17 protein-coding genes and 1 pseudogene are annotated in these 15993 nt (G+C 66.6%); 6 read left to right on the top strand and 12 right to left on the bottom strand.

All coding sequences use genetic code 11. From position 1 onward, the window contains the following. Positions 1-105 precede the first annotated feature (105 nt). Positions 106-552: a PPC domain-containing DNA-binding protein gene (locus RKE40_RS10255; RefSeq protein ID WP_316018139.1), complete on the bottom strand. Its 447-nt coding sequence runs from the start codon at positions 550-552 to the stop codon at positions 106-108. Between the two features lie 300 nt (positions 553-852). Here RKE40_RS10255 and RKE40_RS10250 point away from each other — a divergent pair, with 300 nt between their 5' ends. Further along, complete coding sequence (locus RKE40_RS10250; protein ID WP_316018138.1) at positions 853-1074, top strand: hypothetical protein; 222 nt, start codon at positions 853-855, stop codon at positions 1072-1074. 285 nt (positions 1075-1359) lie between these two features. Here RKE40_RS10250 and asnB read toward each other — a convergent pair whose 3' ends face one another. After that, positions 1360-2889 carry an asparagine synthase (glutamine-hydrolyzing) gene (gene asnB / locus RKE40_RS10245; RefSeq protein WP_316018137.1) on the bottom strand — a complete coding sequence of 510 codons (1530 nt, stop codon included), beginning with the start codon at positions 2887-2889 and terminating at the stop codon, positions 1360-1362. Positions 2890-3167: 278 nt separating this feature from the next. Here asnB and RKE40_RS10240 point away from each other — a divergent pair, with 278 nt between their 5' ends. From RKE40_RS10240 to RKE40_RS10225, 4 genes are read left to right on the top strand one after another with little or no spacing between them, the layout of a single operon-like run. Next, complete coding sequence (locus RKE40_RS10240; protein WP_316018136.1) at positions 3168-3821, top strand: ABC transporter permease; 654 nt, start codon at positions 3168-3170, stop codon at positions 3819-3821. After that, positions 3818-4930, top strand: a complete 1113-nt coding sequence (locus RKE40_RS10235) for an ABC transporter ATP-binding protein (protein WP_316018135.1) — start codon at positions 3818-3820, stop codon at positions 4928-4930. The genes RKE40_RS10240 and RKE40_RS10235 overlap by 4 nt, the downstream gene beginning before the upstream one ends. Beyond that, positions 4923-5660, top strand: a complete 738-nt coding sequence (locus tag RKE40_RS10230) for an ABC transporter permease (RefSeq protein ID WP_316018134.1) — start codon at positions 4923-4925, stop codon at positions 5658-5660. The genes RKE40_RS10235 and RKE40_RS10230 overlap by 8 nt, the downstream gene beginning before the upstream one ends. A gap of 41 nt (positions 5661-5701) precedes the next feature. Continuing rightward, positions 5702-6586, top strand: a complete 885-nt coding sequence (locus RKE40_RS10225; protein WP_316018133.1) for a glycine betaine ABC transporter substrate-binding protein — start codon at positions 5702-5704, stop codon at positions 6584-6586. A 147-nt stretch (positions 6587-6733) separates the two neighbouring features. On the opposite strand, the gene RKE40_RS10220 is transcribed toward RKE40_RS10225, so the two are convergent. From RKE40_RS10220 to RKE40_RS10180, 9 genes are all read right to left on the bottom strand, one after another. Continuing rightward, positions 6734-7729: an MDR family oxidoreductase gene (locus RKE40_RS10220; RefSeq protein WP_316018132.1), complete on the bottom strand. Its 996-nt coding sequence runs from the start codon at positions 7727-7729 to the stop codon at positions 6734-6736. A gap of 32 nt (positions 7730-7761) precedes the next feature. After that, positions 7762-9336 carry an AMP-binding protein gene (locus tag RKE40_RS10215; RefSeq protein ID WP_316018131.1) on the bottom strand — a complete coding sequence of 525 codons (1575 nt, stop codon included), beginning with the start codon at positions 9334-9336 and terminating at the stop codon, positions 7762-7764. Positions 9337-9394: 58 nt separating this feature from the next. Next, on the bottom strand, positions 9395-10651 hold the full coding sequence (locus RKE40_RS10210) for an ABC transporter substrate-binding protein (RefSeq protein ID WP_316018130.1): 1257 nt from the start codon (positions 10649-10651) through the stop codon (positions 9395-9397). Positions 10652-10691: 40 nt separating this feature from the next. Further along, positions 10692-11393, bottom strand: a complete 702-nt coding sequence (locus RKE40_RS10205) for an ABC transporter ATP-binding protein (protein ID WP_316018129.1) — start codon at positions 11391-11393, stop codon at positions 10692-10694. Then, complete coding sequence (locus RKE40_RS10200) at positions 11386-12102, bottom strand: ABC transporter ATP-binding protein (RefSeq protein WP_316018128.1); 717 nt, start codon at positions 12100-12102, stop codon at positions 11386-11388. The genes RKE40_RS10205 and RKE40_RS10200 overlap by 8 nt, the downstream gene beginning before the upstream one ends. Then, the gene (locus RKE40_RS10195; RefSeq protein WP_316018127.1) at positions 12095-13105 is read right to left on the bottom strand and encodes a branched-chain amino acid ABC transporter permease; all 1011 of its coding nucleotides are present in this window, start codon (positions 13103-13105) and stop codon (positions 12095-12097) included. Before RKE40_RS10195 ends, RKE40_RS10200 begins: the two co-directional genes overlap by 8 nt. A gap of 2 nt (positions 13106-13107) precedes the next feature. Beyond that, positions 13108-13992 carry a branched-chain amino acid ABC transporter permease gene (locus tag RKE40_RS10190; protein WP_316018126.1) on the bottom strand — a complete coding sequence of 295 codons (885 nt, stop codon included), beginning with the start codon at positions 13990-13992 and terminating at the stop codon, positions 13108-13110. After that, positions 13989-14861 (bottom strand): hypothetical protein, encoded by an 873-nt coding sequence (locus tag RKE40_RS10185; protein WP_316018125.1) that lies wholly within the window; start codon positions 14859-14861, stop codon positions 13989-13991. Before RKE40_RS10185 ends, RKE40_RS10190 begins: the two co-directional genes overlap by 4 nt. A gap of 166 nt (positions 14862-15027) precedes the next feature. Next, on the bottom strand, positions 15028-15603 hold the full coding sequence (locus RKE40_RS10180) for a TetR/AcrR family transcriptional regulator (protein WP_316018124.1): 576 nt from the start codon (positions 15601-15603) through the stop codon (positions 15028-15030). 56 nt (positions 15604-15659) lie between these two features. Between RKE40_RS10180 and RKE40_RS10175 the strand changes: the two genes are divergently transcribed. Next, entirely contained in the window at positions 15660-15869 is a 210-nt protein-coding gene (locus tag RKE40_RS10175; protein ID WP_316018123.1) for a hypothetical protein, read from the top strand. 16 nt (positions 15870-15885) lie between these two features. Here the strand turns inward: RKE40_RS10175 and RKE40_RS10170 are convergent. Continuing rightward, a pseudogene (locus tag RKE40_RS10170) lies at positions 15886-15993 on the bottom strand (IS5/IS1182 family transposase); the annotation flags it as partial.

Raw genomic sequence — 15993 nt, 5'->3', positions numbered from 1 at the left:
CTCGGCCATCTAAGGTGCCTGGTGCCGCGGACAGCTCACCGGAAGCCGGCCGTGGAGGCACGGCGATAGCGCTCATGTGGCCGGTCTCGCGGGAAGCGAGGCCGGCTACTGCGATTGCGGGCGGAGCAAGGCGATGCCGAGCTCCCGGACCTGCTGGCGGCGCAAATGGCCGGGTGTTTCGGTCAGGACCACCTCGAGCGTCGGCCGGACGATGCCTTTCAGCAGATGGCCGCCCCTGGTGCTGCCGTCCCGCAAGCCGAGCACCGCATGAGCATGCAGGCTGGCACGGCCGTCATCACCTTCGGCAATGTCCCCGATCAGGCTCAGCACCTCGGCCTGCACATCCACTGCGATCTCGATATAGGTTTTCGCTGCGGAGTCGAAAAAGCCGACGATCGCGGTTTCGAATGCCCCGATCGCAGTGAGCGATGCAGCCGTGAGCCCCTGCTCAGTGGCGAAACGGGTGATGCAGGCAAAGGCTTCGTCACCAGCGTCGAGGACAAGGGCGAAGACGCGCTTCCCATCATTCTCCGCCAAAAGAACATGATCCATGCAGTATCCTTTTCAAGCCGGGATCCGGCGGACGTTGATCTCCACGAAAATCGAACGGCCGGCGGCTGCAACAGTTCCATGATCCTCGCTCGACTGCCCGGGCGCGCCGTTGATCCTGGCCGGCTTCTTCGAGCGGCCTCCTGAAATACCGGCTCTCGCGGAAAGCTCGCGATCCCGTCCAGACACGGACAGCCGGCGCGCTCAGCCCTCCTGCAAACCCGCCCGGCAGGGCATTGGCGTTTGCTTGACTCTCCGCACTATTATGTTCCCTTAATGTTCTCATCAACGCGAGTGAGGACGATGCCAACAACCGAGCCGCAGACGGCGCTGGAGAGCGGCGATCTGGAATGGGAGCTCGTCGAGCTCGTCGAAGAGCACGGCAGCGAGAGGGCAGCGCTTCGGGCGCTGCTGCATGATTTCCACATGCTGCTGGCGGATGCCGATCGCTCCGTCTCGCGTGGCTTCCTGCGCGGCGCATTCTCCGCAGGCGCGCGCCCGCTCACGACCGACGAAGAGCCGTGACCCCACCCGCGCAGACGACGCGCGAGCACGATGGATCGCCGTTGGCCGCCGCTGCGTGCGCTGCTTCAGCCATGCCCCCCGCGCAGCCGCGGACCAGGAGCGGTGGTCCGCCCCTGGCCAGAGTTGGAAGCGGCGGAGCCGACGAGAAGGAAGGCGACCTGATTGACGCTGCAATGCCGCCACAGGTGTGCGTGTCCTTCCTTCCGCCGTCGATGAACCCGAGCCTTGTCGACGCCCCCGGTCGGCAACGGGCACGCGGCGCTCTTGCCAAGGCTGCGTGGGGCGTCAGGCGGCGATGCGGTTGGCGTTCCACTGCCCGGCCTGACTCAGGATCATGCCGGGATCGCTGAATCGGCTGCGCAGGATCTCGCGGTACAATGCGCCCTCGCGTTGCCGATCGACCCCGCCTTTGGCTCCGATCAGGATCCGCAGGGCCTGTTGCAGCGCATCCACTGTCCCCGAACCTTCGTCGAACTGCGCCTTCTTGCGCCAGACGAGATCGTCCGGCAGCAGGTCGGCGCAGGCCTTGCGCAGCAGCCATTTCTCGGTGGTCGGCCCGGTCGATTCAGCGATCGCCGGGTCGGTCCGGCGCAGCTTGAGCTGCGCGGGGATGGACTGGGCGAAGGCGATGAGGTCGCGGTCGAGGAACGGCGTCCGCGCCTCCAGCGATTCCGCCATGGTCATGCGATCGACCCGCTGCAGGTTGATGTTGTGCATCGTGCCAAGGCTGCGCGTCAGCTCGTCGGCGAGCGCGCGCGGCTCATCGACATAGCCGTGATGATAGGCGTAACCGGCAAAGAGTTCGTCGGCCCCCTCTCCGGTCAGCACCGCCTTGACCTGGGTACGCGCCAGCCTGGCTGCGAACAGCGTCGGGATCGCGCTGCGGGCCAGGTCGATATCGGCGCTTTCGAGATGGTAGATCACATGGGGCAGGTTCTCGGCGATATCCTGCGCCGTGAAGGTGAACTCATGGTGGTCGGTGCCGATATGCTCTGCCACGCGCCGCGCGGCGGCGAGGTCGGACGAGCCGGCCGTGCCGACGGCGAAGGTCTTGAGCGGCCCATGCCCCGCGGCAGCCCTGATCTTCTGCGCGATCGCCGCGATGATCGAGCTGTCGAGGCCGCCGGACAGGAACGAGCCGACCTCGACTTCGGCGACCATCCACTTGGCCACCGCCTCTTCGAGGCTGAGCCGCAGTTCGCCGGCCACGCCATCGATGTCGAGGCCCGGCTCGGCTTTGGCGGCTCCTGACGGGACCCGGTACCATTGCCTCAGCCCGCTCTGGCTGTCGAAGAGCGAGCCCGGCGGGATCGCTCCGATCTCATCGAAGCCGAGGCCGTCGAAGGCCTTGAGCTCGGAGGCGAAGGCCAGCCCCTTGCCGCGCTGGGCCATGTAGAGCGGCTTGATCCCGAGCGGATCGCGCGCCGCGATGATCCGGTCCGGCGTGGCCAGCACGAAGGCGAACATGCCGTCGAGCCGGCTGACCCAACGCTGTGCGCCGCTGCGGGACAGATGAAGAATAGTTTCGCTGTCGCTGGCCGTTTCGAAGAGTTCCGCGCCAAGGATCGCTCTCAGATCCTCATGATTATAGATCTCTCCATTGGCGACAAGCATTTCTCCGTCCGCTCGAATGGGCTGGCGGCCATTCTCCTGACCGATGATCGACAGCCGGCAATGGCCCATCACGGCCGGAGCCCCGCCCAGTCGGGCGATCTCGGTCGCATCGGGGCCGCGATGTCCAAGGCGTGAAAGCATCGCTGCGATCAGCGCCCCGTCCTGGTCATCGATCTCCCACAGGCACACGAAGCCACACATGGAACGTCCTTCTCATCGGCGGCCTTTCACGACAGCGCGCACCGCGACGCGCCACACATGAAAGGTCGCAAGGTTTCATCAAAGAGTTTACGAGCTGAATTCTGAAATTCAATTTGAAACATAAAAGGTATGCATTCGTCATAATGGAAATAAATATTTCGTATTATATAGATTCAGAGAATAGCCATTCTCAGCAATGACTATCAAAATATCATATAAAATTTCCACAAATGGGTTGCCAACGCCAGATAGGCTGCTCTAAAAGCCGCGGCAACGCAATGGACATTCTCAATTACATCATTTCGAACTGGGGGCTCATCGTCACCCGGACCGGCGAGCACGTCGCCATCGTCGGGGTCGCGGTCGCTCTGGCTATCCTCACGGGCGTGCCGATCGGCATCGCGATCAGCCAGAACCGGCGCGTGGCGGATGCCGTGCTCTATGTCGCGTCGATGATGATCACCATCCCGTCGATCGCGCTGTTCGGAATGATGATCCCGCTGCTGTCGCTGGTCGGCCACGGAATTGGTTATCTGCCGGCGGTGATAGCGGTATTACTCTACTCTCAGCTCCCGATTATCCGGAATACGTACGCCGCGATCCGCAATCTTGACCCGTCCCTGCGTGAAGCTGCGCGCGGCATGGGTTTGACCAGAGGCCAGCGGCTGCGGGAGGTCGAGCTGCCGCTCGCGTTGCCGGTGATCATGACCGGGGTGCGGCTCGCGGTGGTGATGAATATCGGCGTCACGGCGATCGCCGCCTATATCGGCGCCGGCGGGCTCGGCACCTTCATCTCCCGTGGCATCAGCCAGACCGACCCGCGCCAGCTCATCACCGGAGCGCTCGCCGTCAGCCTGCTCGCCGTCGTCGCCGACCTCTCCCTGCTGTGGCTGCAGCGGAAGCTCACCTCACCGGGATTGAGGACCAGATGATCAGACTGCACCAGGTCAGCAAGACCTTCGCCGGCAGCACCATGCCGGCCGTGGACCGTGTCTCGCTCGAGGTCCCCGCCGGCGAGATCTGCGTCCTGCTCGGCCCCTCCGGCTGCGGCAAGACGACGACGATGAAGATGGTCAACCGGCTGATCGAGCCGAGTTCCGGCGACATCCTGATCGACGGAAGGAGCACGGCCGATTGCGACGTCACGCAGCTGCGGCGCAGCATCGGCTACGTCATCCAGCAGATCGGGCTGTTCCCCAACAAGACCGTCGAGGACAATATCTGCATCGTCCCCGACATACTCGGCTGGGACCGGCGCAAATCGCGTGAGCGGGCGGCGGAGCTGCTCGACATGGTCGCGCTCGAGCCCGGCGCCTTCCTACACCGCTATCCGCGGGAGCTTTCGGGCGGGCAGCAGCAGCGCATCGGCGTGCTGCGCGCCATCGCCGCCGATCCGCCGGTGCTGCTGATGGACGAGCCCTTCGGCGCCATCGACCCGATCAACCGGGTGATCATCCAGGACGAGTTCCTGAAGATGCAGGCACAGATCCGCAAGACCATCCTGTTCGTCAGCCACGACATCGACGAGGCGGTGAAGATGGCCGACCGGATCGCGATCTTCAAAGACGGGCGCCTCGTCCAGTACGACACGCCCGACAATATCCTTGCTCACCCGGCCAGCAGCTTCGTGTCCGATTTCGTCGGCGGCGACCGGACGCTGAAGCGCCTGCAATTGCTGACGGTGCGCGACGCAATGCTGGCGGACCCGCCGCGGGTCAGGGCCGCCGACAGCCTGAAGCAGGCTGTCGCGACGATGGAGGAGCACGGGCACCAGGCGATCGTGATGGTCGGCCCGCGCGGACGGGCCCGCGGCTACGTCTCGCTCCAGGCGGCGCGCGGCGCCAGCGGCATGGTGGGCGAGAACCACGAGACCCTGCCGACGACGATCCGGCCGCACGAGGATCTGCGCACCGCGGTCTCGACCATGTTCCGCCATGACGTCTCCTGGCTCGCCTGCGTCGACGAGGACGGCATGTTCGTCGGCTACGTCACCCTGCGCGGCATGACGCGCCTGCTCTCGGAGACCTACCGGGATGGCTGACGGCGCGCTGCCCATGCTGACCAGGCTGCGCCGCAATGGAGTCCATCTCGCCGTCTTCCTGCTGGGAGCCTGGGCCTGGGCCGGCGGTCTGCTGCCCGGCCTGCTCGAAAAGTGGGACGACATCGCCTTTCTCGGCTGGCAGCATGTCGAGCTGGTGGCGCTGTCGGGCGGTGCCGCGATCCTGATCGGCGTGCCGCTCGGTGTCCTCCTCACGAGGCCGCGCTTTCGCCGGCTCGGCGACATGGCGTTGCAAGTCCTCAATGTCGGCGCGACGATTCCGACGCTCGCCGTGCTGGCCCTGTCGATGAGCCTGCTCGGCATAGGCAACGGTTCGGCGATCTTCGCGCTGTTCGTCGCCTCCTTGCTGCCGATCGTCAGCAACACGATGGCGGGCTTGCGCGCCGTGCCGCCGCATCTGCTCGAGGCGGCGCGCGGGATGGGGCTTTCTCCGCGCCACACGCTGTTCCAGGTCGAGCTGCCGAACAGCCTGTTCGTGATCTACACCGGCGTCCGCACCGCTCTGGCGATCAATGTCGGCACCGTGCCGCTGGCCTTCCTGATCGGCGGCGGCGGGCTCGGCGAACTGATCTTCACTGGCATCGCGCTGAACGAGTTCGGGACCATGCTCGCCGGCGCCATCCCCACCGCCCTGCTGGCGGTGCTGATCGATTTCATCATGGCCCAGCTCCAGTTCTGGACCATTCCCCGAGGCGTCAACCCGCTGCGCTGACCCCTCCGGCCTTTCCCGCAGTAGCTTCAAGGAGACCTGGCATGAAGCTTTCGTCGCGCATCTTCGCCATCACCGCGCTCACGGCGCTCTGGGCGATGCCCGTGCAGGCCAAACCCATCGTCGTCGGGGGCAAGAACTACACCGAGCAATTGCTGCTCGCTGAGGTCACCGCGCAATTGCTCAAGCAGAAGGGCTTCGAGGTCGACAAGCGCGACGGCCTCGGCTCGCAGGTCCTGCGCGATGCCCAGATCGGCGGCCAGATCGACGTCTACTGGGAATATACCGGCACGTCGCTGGTCACCTACAACAAGATCAGCGAGCGCCTGAGCGCCAAGGACACCTATGAGCGCGTCAAGGAGCTCGACGGCAAGCTCGGCCTGACCTGGCTTCAGCCTTCGGCAGCCAACAACACCTACGCGCTCGCCGTCCGCGCCGACGACCCCAAGACGGCCTCGGTCAAGACGCTGTCTGACCTCGCGGCCGCCTTCAACGCCAAGAAGCCGCTGAGCATCGCGGTCAATGCCGAATTCTCCGGGCGCCCCGACGGGCTGCCCGGTCTCCAGACGACCTATGGCTTCAAGGCCGGCCGCGCCAACCTGAAATCGATGGATTCCGGGCTGACCTACCAGGCGCTCCGCGACTCCCAGGTCGATGCGGCCCTTGTCTTCGCAACCGACGGGCGCATCCAGGCCTTCAAGTTCCGGGTGCTGACCGACGACAAGGAGTTCTTCCCGAACTACGCCGCCGTTCCGGTCGTGCGGAGCGAGGCGCTCAAGGCCAATCCGGCGCTCGAAGCGACGCTCAACGCGCTCTCCGGCAAGCTCTCCGATGAAGTCTTGCAGGGACTCAATGCCAAGGTCGATGTCGACAAGACCCCGATCGAAGAGGTCGCGCGCCGGTTCCTGGCGGAAAGCGGCTTGAACTGACGGCATGATCGCCGGCCGCTTCGCGAAGAGACGTGCCCGGCGGATGCAGCACCAAGAAAGCCCGGCTTCGGCCGGGCTTTGCGTTTTTTAGGCGCACGCCGTCGGCAGGAAACCGGCTCGTCTTGAGGAACGAGCCGAGAGACGGGGTCAGCGCGAGACGTCGATCACGACGCGACCGCGGATCTGGCCGGCGACGATCTGCCCGGCGAGGTCCGGCAGGAGCGACATCGGCTCGACGCGGCTGATGGCCCGCAGGGCGTCGCGATCGAGGTCGCGCGCCAGACGGGCCCAGGCGCGCTCGCGCTTCGCATGCGGCGCCATGACGGAGTCGATGCCGAGCAGGGCGACGCTGCGCAGGATATGCGGCAGGACGGTCGCCGGCAGGTCGGCGCCGCCGGCCAGGCCGCAGGCGGTGACTGCCGCGCCATAGCGGGCCTGCGACAGGACGGTCGCCAGCGTCTGGCTGCCGACAGTGTCGACGGCGCCGCTCCAGCGCTCCTTCTGCAGCGGCGCGCCCTTCTCGGCGAGCACCGCGCGATCGACGAAGGCACTGGCGCCGAGGCTGCGCAGATAGTCGTGGGTCTCAGGACGACCGGTCGCCGCCGTGACGGCATAGCCGCGCGCCGCCAGCAGGGCGATGGCGGTCGAGCCGACGCCGCCCGCCGCGCCCGTCACCAGCACCTCGCCGGAGCCGGGACGGATCTGCCCCCAATCCTCGAGCGCATCGACGCACAAGGCGGCGGTATAGCCGGCCGTGCCGATCGCCATCGCCTCGACGAGGTCGAACCCGTCCGGCAGACGCGTCAGCCATTCCGGCTTCAGGCGCTGGTAGCGTGCATAGCCGCCCCATTCGGTTTCGGAGAGGCCCCAGCCATTGACGACGACCTTGTCGCCGGGCTTCCAGTCCGGCGAACGCGATTCCTTGACGATGCCGGCGATGTCGATGCCGGCAACCATCGGCAGACGGCGCGCGATACGCCCCTTGCCGGAGACTGCAAGCCCATCCTTGTAGTTCAGCGTCGAATAGTGGACCTCGACCAGCACGTCATGGTCGGGCAGGTCGCCAATGCCCATCTGGCGGAACGAGGCCTTCGGCTTGCCGCCCTCGTCTTCGATCATCAGCGCGGTGAAGGTCTCGCTCATTGTGCTGTTCTCTGCATCTGCCTGGTCATGGATCAGCCCTCATCGAGCTGGCTCATCGCCATCGCGCGCAGGCGGTGACGTTGAATTTTCTCGCCATTCGGCCCCATCGCGACCGGGAACTGGTCGATCTCGACGATGCGGCTGGGAACCTTGAAATCGGCGATGCGCCCCCGTAGTTCCGCGAGGAGCCGCGCCATGTCCGGCGGCTGCGTACCCGGCGCCGGACGCAGGAAGGCGACGGCCTTGTTACCGCGCGGGGTCGCCGCCTCGACGACGACGACCTCGCAGCCGGGCGCATCCTGCTTCAGCGCATCCTCGATCTCGACGGGATTGACGAGGAAGCCGCCGAGGCGAAGGAAATCGCCGTCGCGGCCGACGAGATCGAAGGTTCCGCCGGGACCGAGAGCGGCGAGGTCGCCGGTGCGGAAGAAGCCGTCGGCCGTGAAGGCGGCGGCGGTCGCGCCGGCATCGCCGAAATAGCCGCTGAACAGGGTGTCGACCTTGACCTCGAGCCGGCCGACCTCGCCGATCCCGAGCAGTTCGTCGCCCGTGGTCGAACGGACGCGCAGCTCCCCTTGCGGATCGAGCGGCCTGCCGCCCGGCCGCTGGCGCAGCTCCGGCGGATCGTCGGGCTGCCGGCGCGAGAAGAAGGAGAAGATCTCGCTCATCCCGAAGCCGTTGACCATGCGCAGGCCGCGGCGGTCGATCGCCGCCGTGAAGTCATCCAGCGTCGGGTTGAAGGTCGAGATCAGCGCCTCGCGCAGCGTCGGAAACGGCCGTTCCTCGGGAAATGCCGCGAAAAGCCGCTGGATCAGGTCGTCGGGGCCGCTGAGATGGGTGATGCCGCGCGCACGGATCAGTTCCCCGGCCGTGCGGGCCTCGAAAAAGGGGATGAGCGAAGAGCTCGCAGCACCGGCGACGGTGCCCATCCACTGGCTGAAGCCCCAGATGCCGCAGAACGGCACCGCCTGCAGCAGGTGGGCATCGCCTGCGTCGAATCCGAAGGCGGCGGCGATCCGCGCGCCGTGTCGGGCGATATTGCCCTGCCGGTGCAGCGCGAATTTCGGCGCGCTCGTGGTGCCGGAGGTCGCGAAGATGGCGCCCGGCAGTTCGGGATCGGCGCGGCTAGCGACGGGATCGGCCTCGAGCAGGCTGCGATGTGCGACGCTGGCGACGCCGGGCAGCGCGCCAGGCGCCTCATCGCCATCGCCGACGATCAGGCGCAGCTCCGAAAGCGCGGCGCGATCCATGCCGGCGAGCATGTCGAGGAAGGCGATGTCCTTGAAGCCCGGTGCGATCGCCAGCACGCGCGCGCCGGTCCGCTGCAGGATGGACTGCGCCTCCGCGGTCCGAAAGCGGGTGTTGATCGCCACCGCGATGGCGCCGAGATGATGGCAGGCGTGGACGAGATCGAGATAGGCCAGACCATTGGGCAGCCAGAGCGCGACCCGGTCGCCCTCGCCGATCCCGTGGCGTGCCAGCCCTCCGGCGACGCGCAGGCTGCGCTGGTAGAGCTCCGCATAGCCGAGCGCCTGGGCGCCGTCATGGATACGAGCCTGCGGCGCCTTTGACGCGGCCGAGCGCAACTGCGCGACGAGGGTCTGCATGTCTACCTCTGCAAGGTGAGCCGGGCGCTTCCGTGCCCGGCTCGTTCGCATTGTCTTATCAGCGCTTGGACCAGGCCGGCAGCGGAACCGAGACCGCCTCCTTGACGGCGATGCTCTTCGGCCAGACGACCTCGAGCTTGCCGTTCTGCCACTGCATCACCGACAGCAGGGCGCGGGTGTTCTGGCCCTGCTCCTTGTCGCCTTCCGGCTTCAACTTGACGCCGGCGCCGGTCAGCAGCGAGCCGTCCGGCAGGTCGACCGCATAGGCCGCCTTGCGCAGGCTCTCGATCTTGGTGTCGGGCGCCTTGGCCAGCACCTCGTTGAAGAGCGTCCAGAAGCCGCCGAAGGAGATCAGGGCGAGCGGGCCGGGATCACGCTTGGCCAGCGTCTTGAAGCGCTCGATGAACTCGCCATAGAGCTTCTGGGTCGCCGGCGGCAGGTTCGCGACGTTCGGCGTTGCGGGAGCGTCGACATCGAAGATGCCTTCGGCGTTGGCGCCGGTGGCGGCGAGGAAGTCCGGCAGGGCGTAGCCGGTGCCGACGCCGACCAGCGCGCCGATGTTGAAGTCGAGCTCGCGTGCCTGACGGACGAAGAGCACGCCGTCATTCAGATAGGAGGTCGCGATCACGACGTCCGGTGCCTTGGCCTTCAGCGACAGCACCAGCGAGGACAGGTCGGTGACGGTACGGCTGTAGCGCTCGTTGGCGACGAGGTTCTGGCCGTTGGCCTTGACGCGCCGGGCGGCGGCGTCGCCGACCGACTGGCCGAACTCGGAATCCTCGGAGATCACCGCGACCTTGAGCTCTTCCGGCTTCTTGCCGAGCTTGGCCGCGAGATCCTTGGAGAAGTCGGCGGCGGTCTCGCCCATCATCGAGGCGTTGAACGTTAGGCGGATCGCGTTCTTGTAGTTGCGCTGGGTGAACTTGTCGGCGACCGCGATCGTCTCCCAGTAAAGGACGCCTTCGCGCTCCGTGACCTCGCTGGCCGCCAGCGCGATCGAGGAAGCGTAGGTGCCGGCGATGAGCGGAACCTTCTCGCGCACGATGAGGCGCGTCGCCTCGGCATTGCCCTGCGTCGGGCCAGGCGCATCGGCCACGGCGAAGGCGATCTTGCGCCCCTTCACACCGCCGCGCTCGTTGATCATGTCGCGGGCGACCTGGGCCGCCTGATAGGCCTCGTTGCCGATCAGCGCCATTGGCCCCGAAAGCGGAAACATCACGCCGATCTTGAGGTCTTCCGCCGCGGAGGCCCCCGTGGCCGCAGTGAGGCTGGCCGCAAGCGCGGCAGCCAGGAATGTCCGTCTCGAATTCACCATGCTCTCCTCCCGTTTTATCGTTGTGGTCAAATGATCGCGGTCACCCGCCGAGATAGGCCTGCTTCAGGCGCGCATCCTCGAGCAGCGCCGTGGCGGCCCCCTCCAGCACGACACGTCCGTTCTCGATGACGTAGCCGCGGTCCGACGCGGCGAGCGCCTGCTTCACGTTCTGCTCGACGAGCAGGATGGTCATGCCGCTCGCCTTGATCTCGTCGAGCAGGCGGAACACCACCTCGACCATGATCGGCGCGAGGCCGAGCGTCGGCTCGTCGAACATTAGCGCCCGGGGTTTTGCCATCAGCGCGCGCCCGATGGCGCACATCTGCTGCTCGCCGCCGCTGAGCGAGCCGGCGAGCTGGCCGGAACGCTCGGCGAGCTTCGGCATCAACGTGAAGACGCGTTCCAGCGTGGCAGCCTTGTCGGCGCGCGCGCCGGGCGCGTAGGCCCCGAGCTCGAGGTTCTCGCGCACCGTCATGAAGCGGAAGAGCCGCCGGCCTTCTGGAACCTGGACCAGCCCCGCAGCAGCGATGAGATGCGGCTCGGTCCCGTCGATCTCGCGTCCGGCGAAGCGGACATCGCCGCTGCGCTCGATCGTGCCCGAAAGCGCGTTGATCAGCGTCGTCTTGCCGGCGCCGTTGGCGCCGACCACCGCGACGGTCTCGCCCTCCGCTACGCGCAGGTTGACGCCGAAGAGCGCCTGCACATCGCCATAGAAGGCATCGAGATTGCGGACCTCAAGCATTGAAGCCCTCGCCCAGATAAGCCTTCACGACGCGCGGATCGGCCATCACCTCGGCCGGCTTCCCCTCGGCGAGCTTCTCGCCGTGATGCATGACGACGATGCGGTCGCTGACCGCCATGATCACCCGCATCAGATGCTCGATGATGAGCACGGAAATTCCCGAATCCCGGATGGCACGGATGAGGGCGATGGCGCGATCGACCTCGGACGGGTTGAGCCCCGCCATGACCTCGTCGAGCAGCAGCACCTTCGGCCGCGTCGCCAGGGCACGCGCCACCTCGAGGCGCTTGCGCCGCGGCAGAGGCAGGCTTGAGGCGAGATCGTCGCCGATCGGCGCGAGCCCGGTGATCTCCAGGGCCTCCTCGGTGAAGCGGCGCGCCTCGGCGAGGCTCTCGGCACGGTTGAGCGCGCCGACCATGACATTGTCGCGCACGGTCAGGCCGGCGAAGGGCTTGACGATCTGGTAGGTGCGGCCGATCCCCGCGCGGCAGAGCTTGTGCGCCTTCTGGCCGGTCACGTCGCGGCCGTCGATCCGCACACGCCCGGCACTCGGCGCCATCGCCCCGGCGACGCAGTTGAAGAAGGTGGTCTTGCCGGCGCCGTTCGGGCCGATCAGGCCGAGAATCTCGCCCTCGGCCAGCGACAGGCTGATATCGCGGACGGCCGTCAGCCCGCCGAAGCGCTTGGAGAGGTTGTCGACCTCAAGCATCGCCCTTCCTCCCCCGCTCGGTGCGCCGCCGCAGCGTCAGGCGGCGCAGGGTTCCGCGCGGATCGCGCACGACGCTCATCAGGCCGTTCGGCATGAACATCACCATCAGGATCAGGATCGCGCCGTAGACGAGCAGGTAGAGCCCCTGGAAGCTGCCTGCGAATTCGGCGCGCAGGTACTCGCTGAGCGGAACGATCAGCAGGGCGCCGATCGCCGGACCGAGCACCGTTCCCATGCCGCCAATGATCGCCATCAGGGCCATCTCGACGGACATGCCGATGCTCAGCACCGTCGAGGGCTCGATCAGTAGGATGTAGAAGGCGTAAGCCGTGCCGCCGAGTGCGCTGACGAAGGCCGACAGTGCGATCGAGATCAGCTTGACGCGGATCGTGTCGACGCCGAGCGCCTCGGCCGCCTCCTCGTCCTCCTTCAGCGCGGCGAGCGCGTAGCCGAGGCGCGAGCGCTCGACGATAAAGGTCACGACCGCGATCGCGAGCAGGAGCGCCGCGACCAGGACGACCGAGCCGGCCCGGCCAGAGAACATCATGTTGCCGAGCCCCGGCGCGAAGGGAATCGACAGGCCTTCTGCGCCGCCGGTCAGATCGCGCATGTTCACCACCGCGATACGCAGCACCTCGGCGAAGGCGATCGTCGCCAGCGCGAAGAACGCCCCGCGCAGCCGCAGCGTCAGCGCGCCGATCAGCAGTGCGAAACCTGCGGCGAGAGCCCCACCGACGAGCATGCCGATCCAGGGCGAGATGCCGAGCTTCAGATAGAGCAGCACCGAGGTGTAGGCGCCGATCCCGAAGAAGGCGGCATGGCCGAGCGAGAACTGGCCGGCATAGCCGCCGGCGAGGTTCCAGGCGCTGGCGAGCGCCGCCCAGAACAGGATCTTCCAGATGAAGTGCAGCGTGTAGGAATCGCTGATGAAGAGCGGCGCGAAGAGCGGCAGCACCAACAGCAGCAGGCTCAGCGCGGCGAAACGGTCGACAGTCCGGCCCATCGTCAGCTCCCCAGCGTTTCGGCGCCACGCTGGCCGAACAGCCCGGCGGGCCGCAGGCAGAGCACTGCGATGAAGACGAGGAAATAGGCGATCTGGCTCATGGCCGAGCCGAGGAAGAAGCCGCTCAGCGTCTCGACCAGCCCGATCAGGAGCCCGCCGATCAGCGCGCCCTCGACACTGCCGAGGCCGCCGAGGATGACGACGACGAAGCAGATCAGCACGAGGTTGACGCCGACCGTCGGAAAGGCCGGAAAGACCGGAGCCAGGAGGGCGCCGGCAAGACCGGCGCAGGCGGTACCGAGACCGAAGGTCAGCATGTCGATGCGCTTGACGTCGATGCTCATCAGCGAGGCGGCACGGCGGTCCTGCGCGATGGCCCGCATCGCCTTCCCCGTCAGGCTGAGCCGGAGGAAAATGGTGAGCCCTGCGATCACGACCATTGCCACGACGAAGGCGATCAGCAGGGACGCCGGCAGGGCGACGCCGGCAAAGCGCAGCACCTTGCCGGAGATGATCGAGGGCGTGGAACGGAAGTCGGCGCCGTACATCATGAGTGCGAGGTTCTGCAGCACGAGGCCAAGACCCACGGTCGCGAAGATCTGTGCCACCTGCGGCGCGCCCTGGATCGGCCGGATCAGCGCGAAGGAAAGTAACAGGCCGAAGCCGAACAGCAGCAGCACGACGACCGGAGCGAGCAGATAGGGGTCGAGCCCGGTCGCGACGGTCAGCGCGTAGGTCACATACATGCCGACCATGACGAGGTCGCCATGCGCGAAGTTCTTGATCCGCGAGACGCCGAAAATCAGCGTCAGGCCTACCGAGACGAGCGCGTAGATGCCGCCGAGCAGCAGGCCGGAGATCACCAATTGGAGAAGGATCGCCGTCATGTCTGCCCCCCGGCGCGAGCAAGGCGGGCCAGCGGCGAGCTCAGCACCAGATCGGCCGTCACCTTGCCTTCGCCGTTGCGGCTTTCGGCAGCGATGACGGCGCCTGAATCGTCACGACGGACCCAGAGCGTCGCGGCAGCATCCCAGAAGACCGGGCGCAGATAGCGCATCTCGGCGTGGAAGGTTTCCGGCGGCGTGCCCGTCGCGTCGGAGAGCGCGGAAAGCAGCCAGACGGCCGACATGATCCCCTGCGCCAGCGGCGCCTGGAAGCCGTAACGCGCCGCGAAGTCAGCGTCGAAATGGATCTCGTTGCCGATATCCTGCGAGAAGACGCGAACATCCTCGGGTGTCACCTGCTTTTCGGCGAGGAGCTCCCAGCCCTGGCGCGACAATTCCTGCCGGCGCGGCAGAGCCGGCGCATCGGCGCGCCCGAACGGGGCGCTCGCGCCGATCGCGTCCGCCAGCAGGCCGGTCAGCTCGGATTCGAGCACGACCCGGCCATTGGCGTCGATGAAACGATAGATTTCGTCGACGAGGACGCCGCGACGCATCGTCTGGCGATGGCGGACATGGCCGCTGATCCGCAGCGCCTCGCCAAGCGCGACGGGCGCGACCTGCCGGTAGCTCTGCGACAGGAAGACATAGCCGTCGATGTCGAGGCCCGCATGCGTCATGCAGTCGAAGCAGTCGAGGCCGAAAAGCCCAGCCTCGCTCGCGCCCTGATAGCGCGCGGGCGCAACGCCCGCCGCCCGCAGCCGCGGCTCCTGATAGGCGGCATCGTGAGAGATGCCGCGCTCCGCAAACGTCGCGCCAGGCGCGAGCCAGCGTGCGCCATCGCTCCCCGGCTTTGCCGTGGCCTCAGTCAGCAAGGCGGTCCCTCCGAACCCAATCTCGTTGGGAGCAGGCTTAAAGAGGTCGCCCCGAGGCTGTCAACTCTTGAGTCACATTTTCGACCCTAGAGTCGAAAAGCAAAAATGAGGACAACCCGCCTCCCGCTTCGAGGCTGCCGAAAACTCAGGAGCGCGGTTCGAAAACTCAGGCGCAGGCTTGCGTGGCGACCGGTGCGCGAAGGCCGGAGCAGACGAGGTCGGCGACGCCTTCAGCGATCTGGGCGACGCTGAGCGGGCCGGTCGGCCGATACCATTTGGTCACCCAGTTGGCCGCTCCGAGCGCCGAGAACAGGGCCAGCTTCGCATCGCAGGGAGCGATCGTGCCGTCGGCAAGCCCCTCCTCGATCAGTCCCTGGATGCGACCGTCGAAAATGTCCCGCCTGGCTATGACGACATCGAGCTGCTCAGGGCCGAGCGACTTCTCCTCGAGGATCACGACGCTCGCGCTTTCTTCGCCGATGATCGCCACGATGTAGTTGGCGATCGTGCGACGCACCTTCTCCAACCCGCTCAGGGCGGGATCGTCACAGATCGCCGCAATCGCCTGATCCGCGGCGACGAGATGGCACTGGAACAGGAGGTCCTGCTTGTTGGCGATGTAATGATAGAGTGTCGGCTTGGAGACGCCGAGCTCACGCGCGATGTCGACGAGCGAGGTGCCGTGATAGCCGTTTCGTCGGAACGCCGCCGCCGCCACGCGGTAGAGAGCGTCCAGGCGCAACTCCCTTTGAGCGCCGAGGTCCGGAACTGCCTTTTTCCAGCGTGGAACGGCGGTTGATGTCTGCTTGGCCATGCCCCAGTTACGGCACTCGTCCCGGTTTTGCCAACGCCACATTTTCGATCCGGCGCCTAGCGCAGGACACCCTCCCGCAGAGCGCGGCAGCGCCGTTCCAGGCACTGGCGGAGCAACGCGAGCATGAGGCGCAGATCGAACAGGATCGGCGCGAGACATTCGTCGCCGACATCCGCTTCGGGCTCTACGGCTAGGCTCAGGACTCATTGATCAGATCCAGAAGATGACGGCTGCGGCGATGCAGATGGCTGAGAAGAAGGTGTGGGCGCATCGGTCGTAGCGGGTTGCGATGCGCCGCCAGTCTTTGAGCTTGGCGAA

The sequence above is a fragment of the Allobosea rubneri genome, assembly GCF_032464875.1.
GTDB classification, from domain to species: domain Bacteria; phylum Pseudomonadota; class Alphaproteobacteria; order Rhizobiales; family Beijerinckiaceae; genus Allobosea; species Allobosea rubneri.
The sequence above is the reverse complement of the archived record's forward strand: the minus strand, read 5'-3'. Positions and strand labels throughout refer to the sequence as shown.

Coding starts and splice junctions, on each gene's coding strand:
- RKE40_RS10200 (WP_316018128.1), bottom strand. CDS start 12,102: ATGCTTGAGGTCGACAACCTCTCCAAGCGCTTCGGCGGGCTGACGGCC.
- RKE40_RS10210 (WP_316018130.1), bottom strand. CDS start 10,651: ATGGTGAATTCGAGACGGACATTCCTGGCTGCCGCGCTTGCGGCCAGC.
- asnB (WP_316018137.1), bottom strand. CDS start 2,889: ATGTGTGGCTTCGTGTGCCTGTGGGAGATCGATGACCAGGACGGGGCG.
- RKE40_RS10215 (WP_316018131.1), bottom strand. CDS start 9,336: ATGCAGACCCTCGTCGCGCAGTTGCGCTCGGCCGCGTCAAAGGCGCCG.
- RKE40_RS10250 (WP_316018138.1), top strand. CDS start 853: ATGCCAACAACCGAGCCGCAGACGGCGCTGGAGAGCGGCGATCTGGAA.
- RKE40_RS10195 (WP_316018127.1), bottom strand. CDS start 13,105: ATGGGCCGGACTGTCGACCGTTTCGCCGCGCTGAGCCTGCTGCTGTTG.
- RKE40_RS10220 (WP_316018132.1), bottom strand. CDS start 7,729: ATGAGCGAGACCTTCACCGCGCTGATGATCGAAGACGAGGGCGGCAAG.
- RKE40_RS10190 (WP_316018126.1), bottom strand. CDS start 13,992: ATGACGGCGATCCTTCTCCAATTGGTGATCTCCGGCCTGCTGCTCGGC.
- RKE40_RS10230 (WP_316018134.1), top strand. CDS start 4,923: ATGGCTGACGGCGCGCTGCCCATGCTGACCAGGCTGCGCCGCAATGGA.
- RKE40_RS10175 (WP_316018123.1), top strand. CDS start 15,660: ATGTCTGCTTGGCCATGCCCCAGTTACGGCACTCGTCCCGGTTTTGCC.
- RKE40_RS10205 (WP_316018129.1), bottom strand. CDS start 11,393: ATGCTTGAGGTCCGCAATCTCGATGCCTTCTATGGCGATGTGCAGGCG.
- RKE40_RS10255 (WP_316018139.1), bottom strand. CDS start 552: ATGGATCATGTTCTTTTGGCGGAGAATGATGGGAAGCGCGTCTTCGCC.
- RKE40_RS10225 (WP_316018133.1), top strand. CDS start 5,702: ATGAAGCTTTCGTCGCGCATCTTCGCCATCACCGCGCTCACGGCGCTC.
- RKE40_RS10235 (WP_316018135.1), top strand. CDS start 3,818: ATGATCAGACTGCACCAGGTCAGCAAGACCTTCGCCGGCAGCACCATG.
- RKE40_RS10240 (WP_316018136.1), top strand. CDS start 3,168: ATGGACATTCTCAATTACATCATTTCGAACTGGGGGCTCATCGTCACC.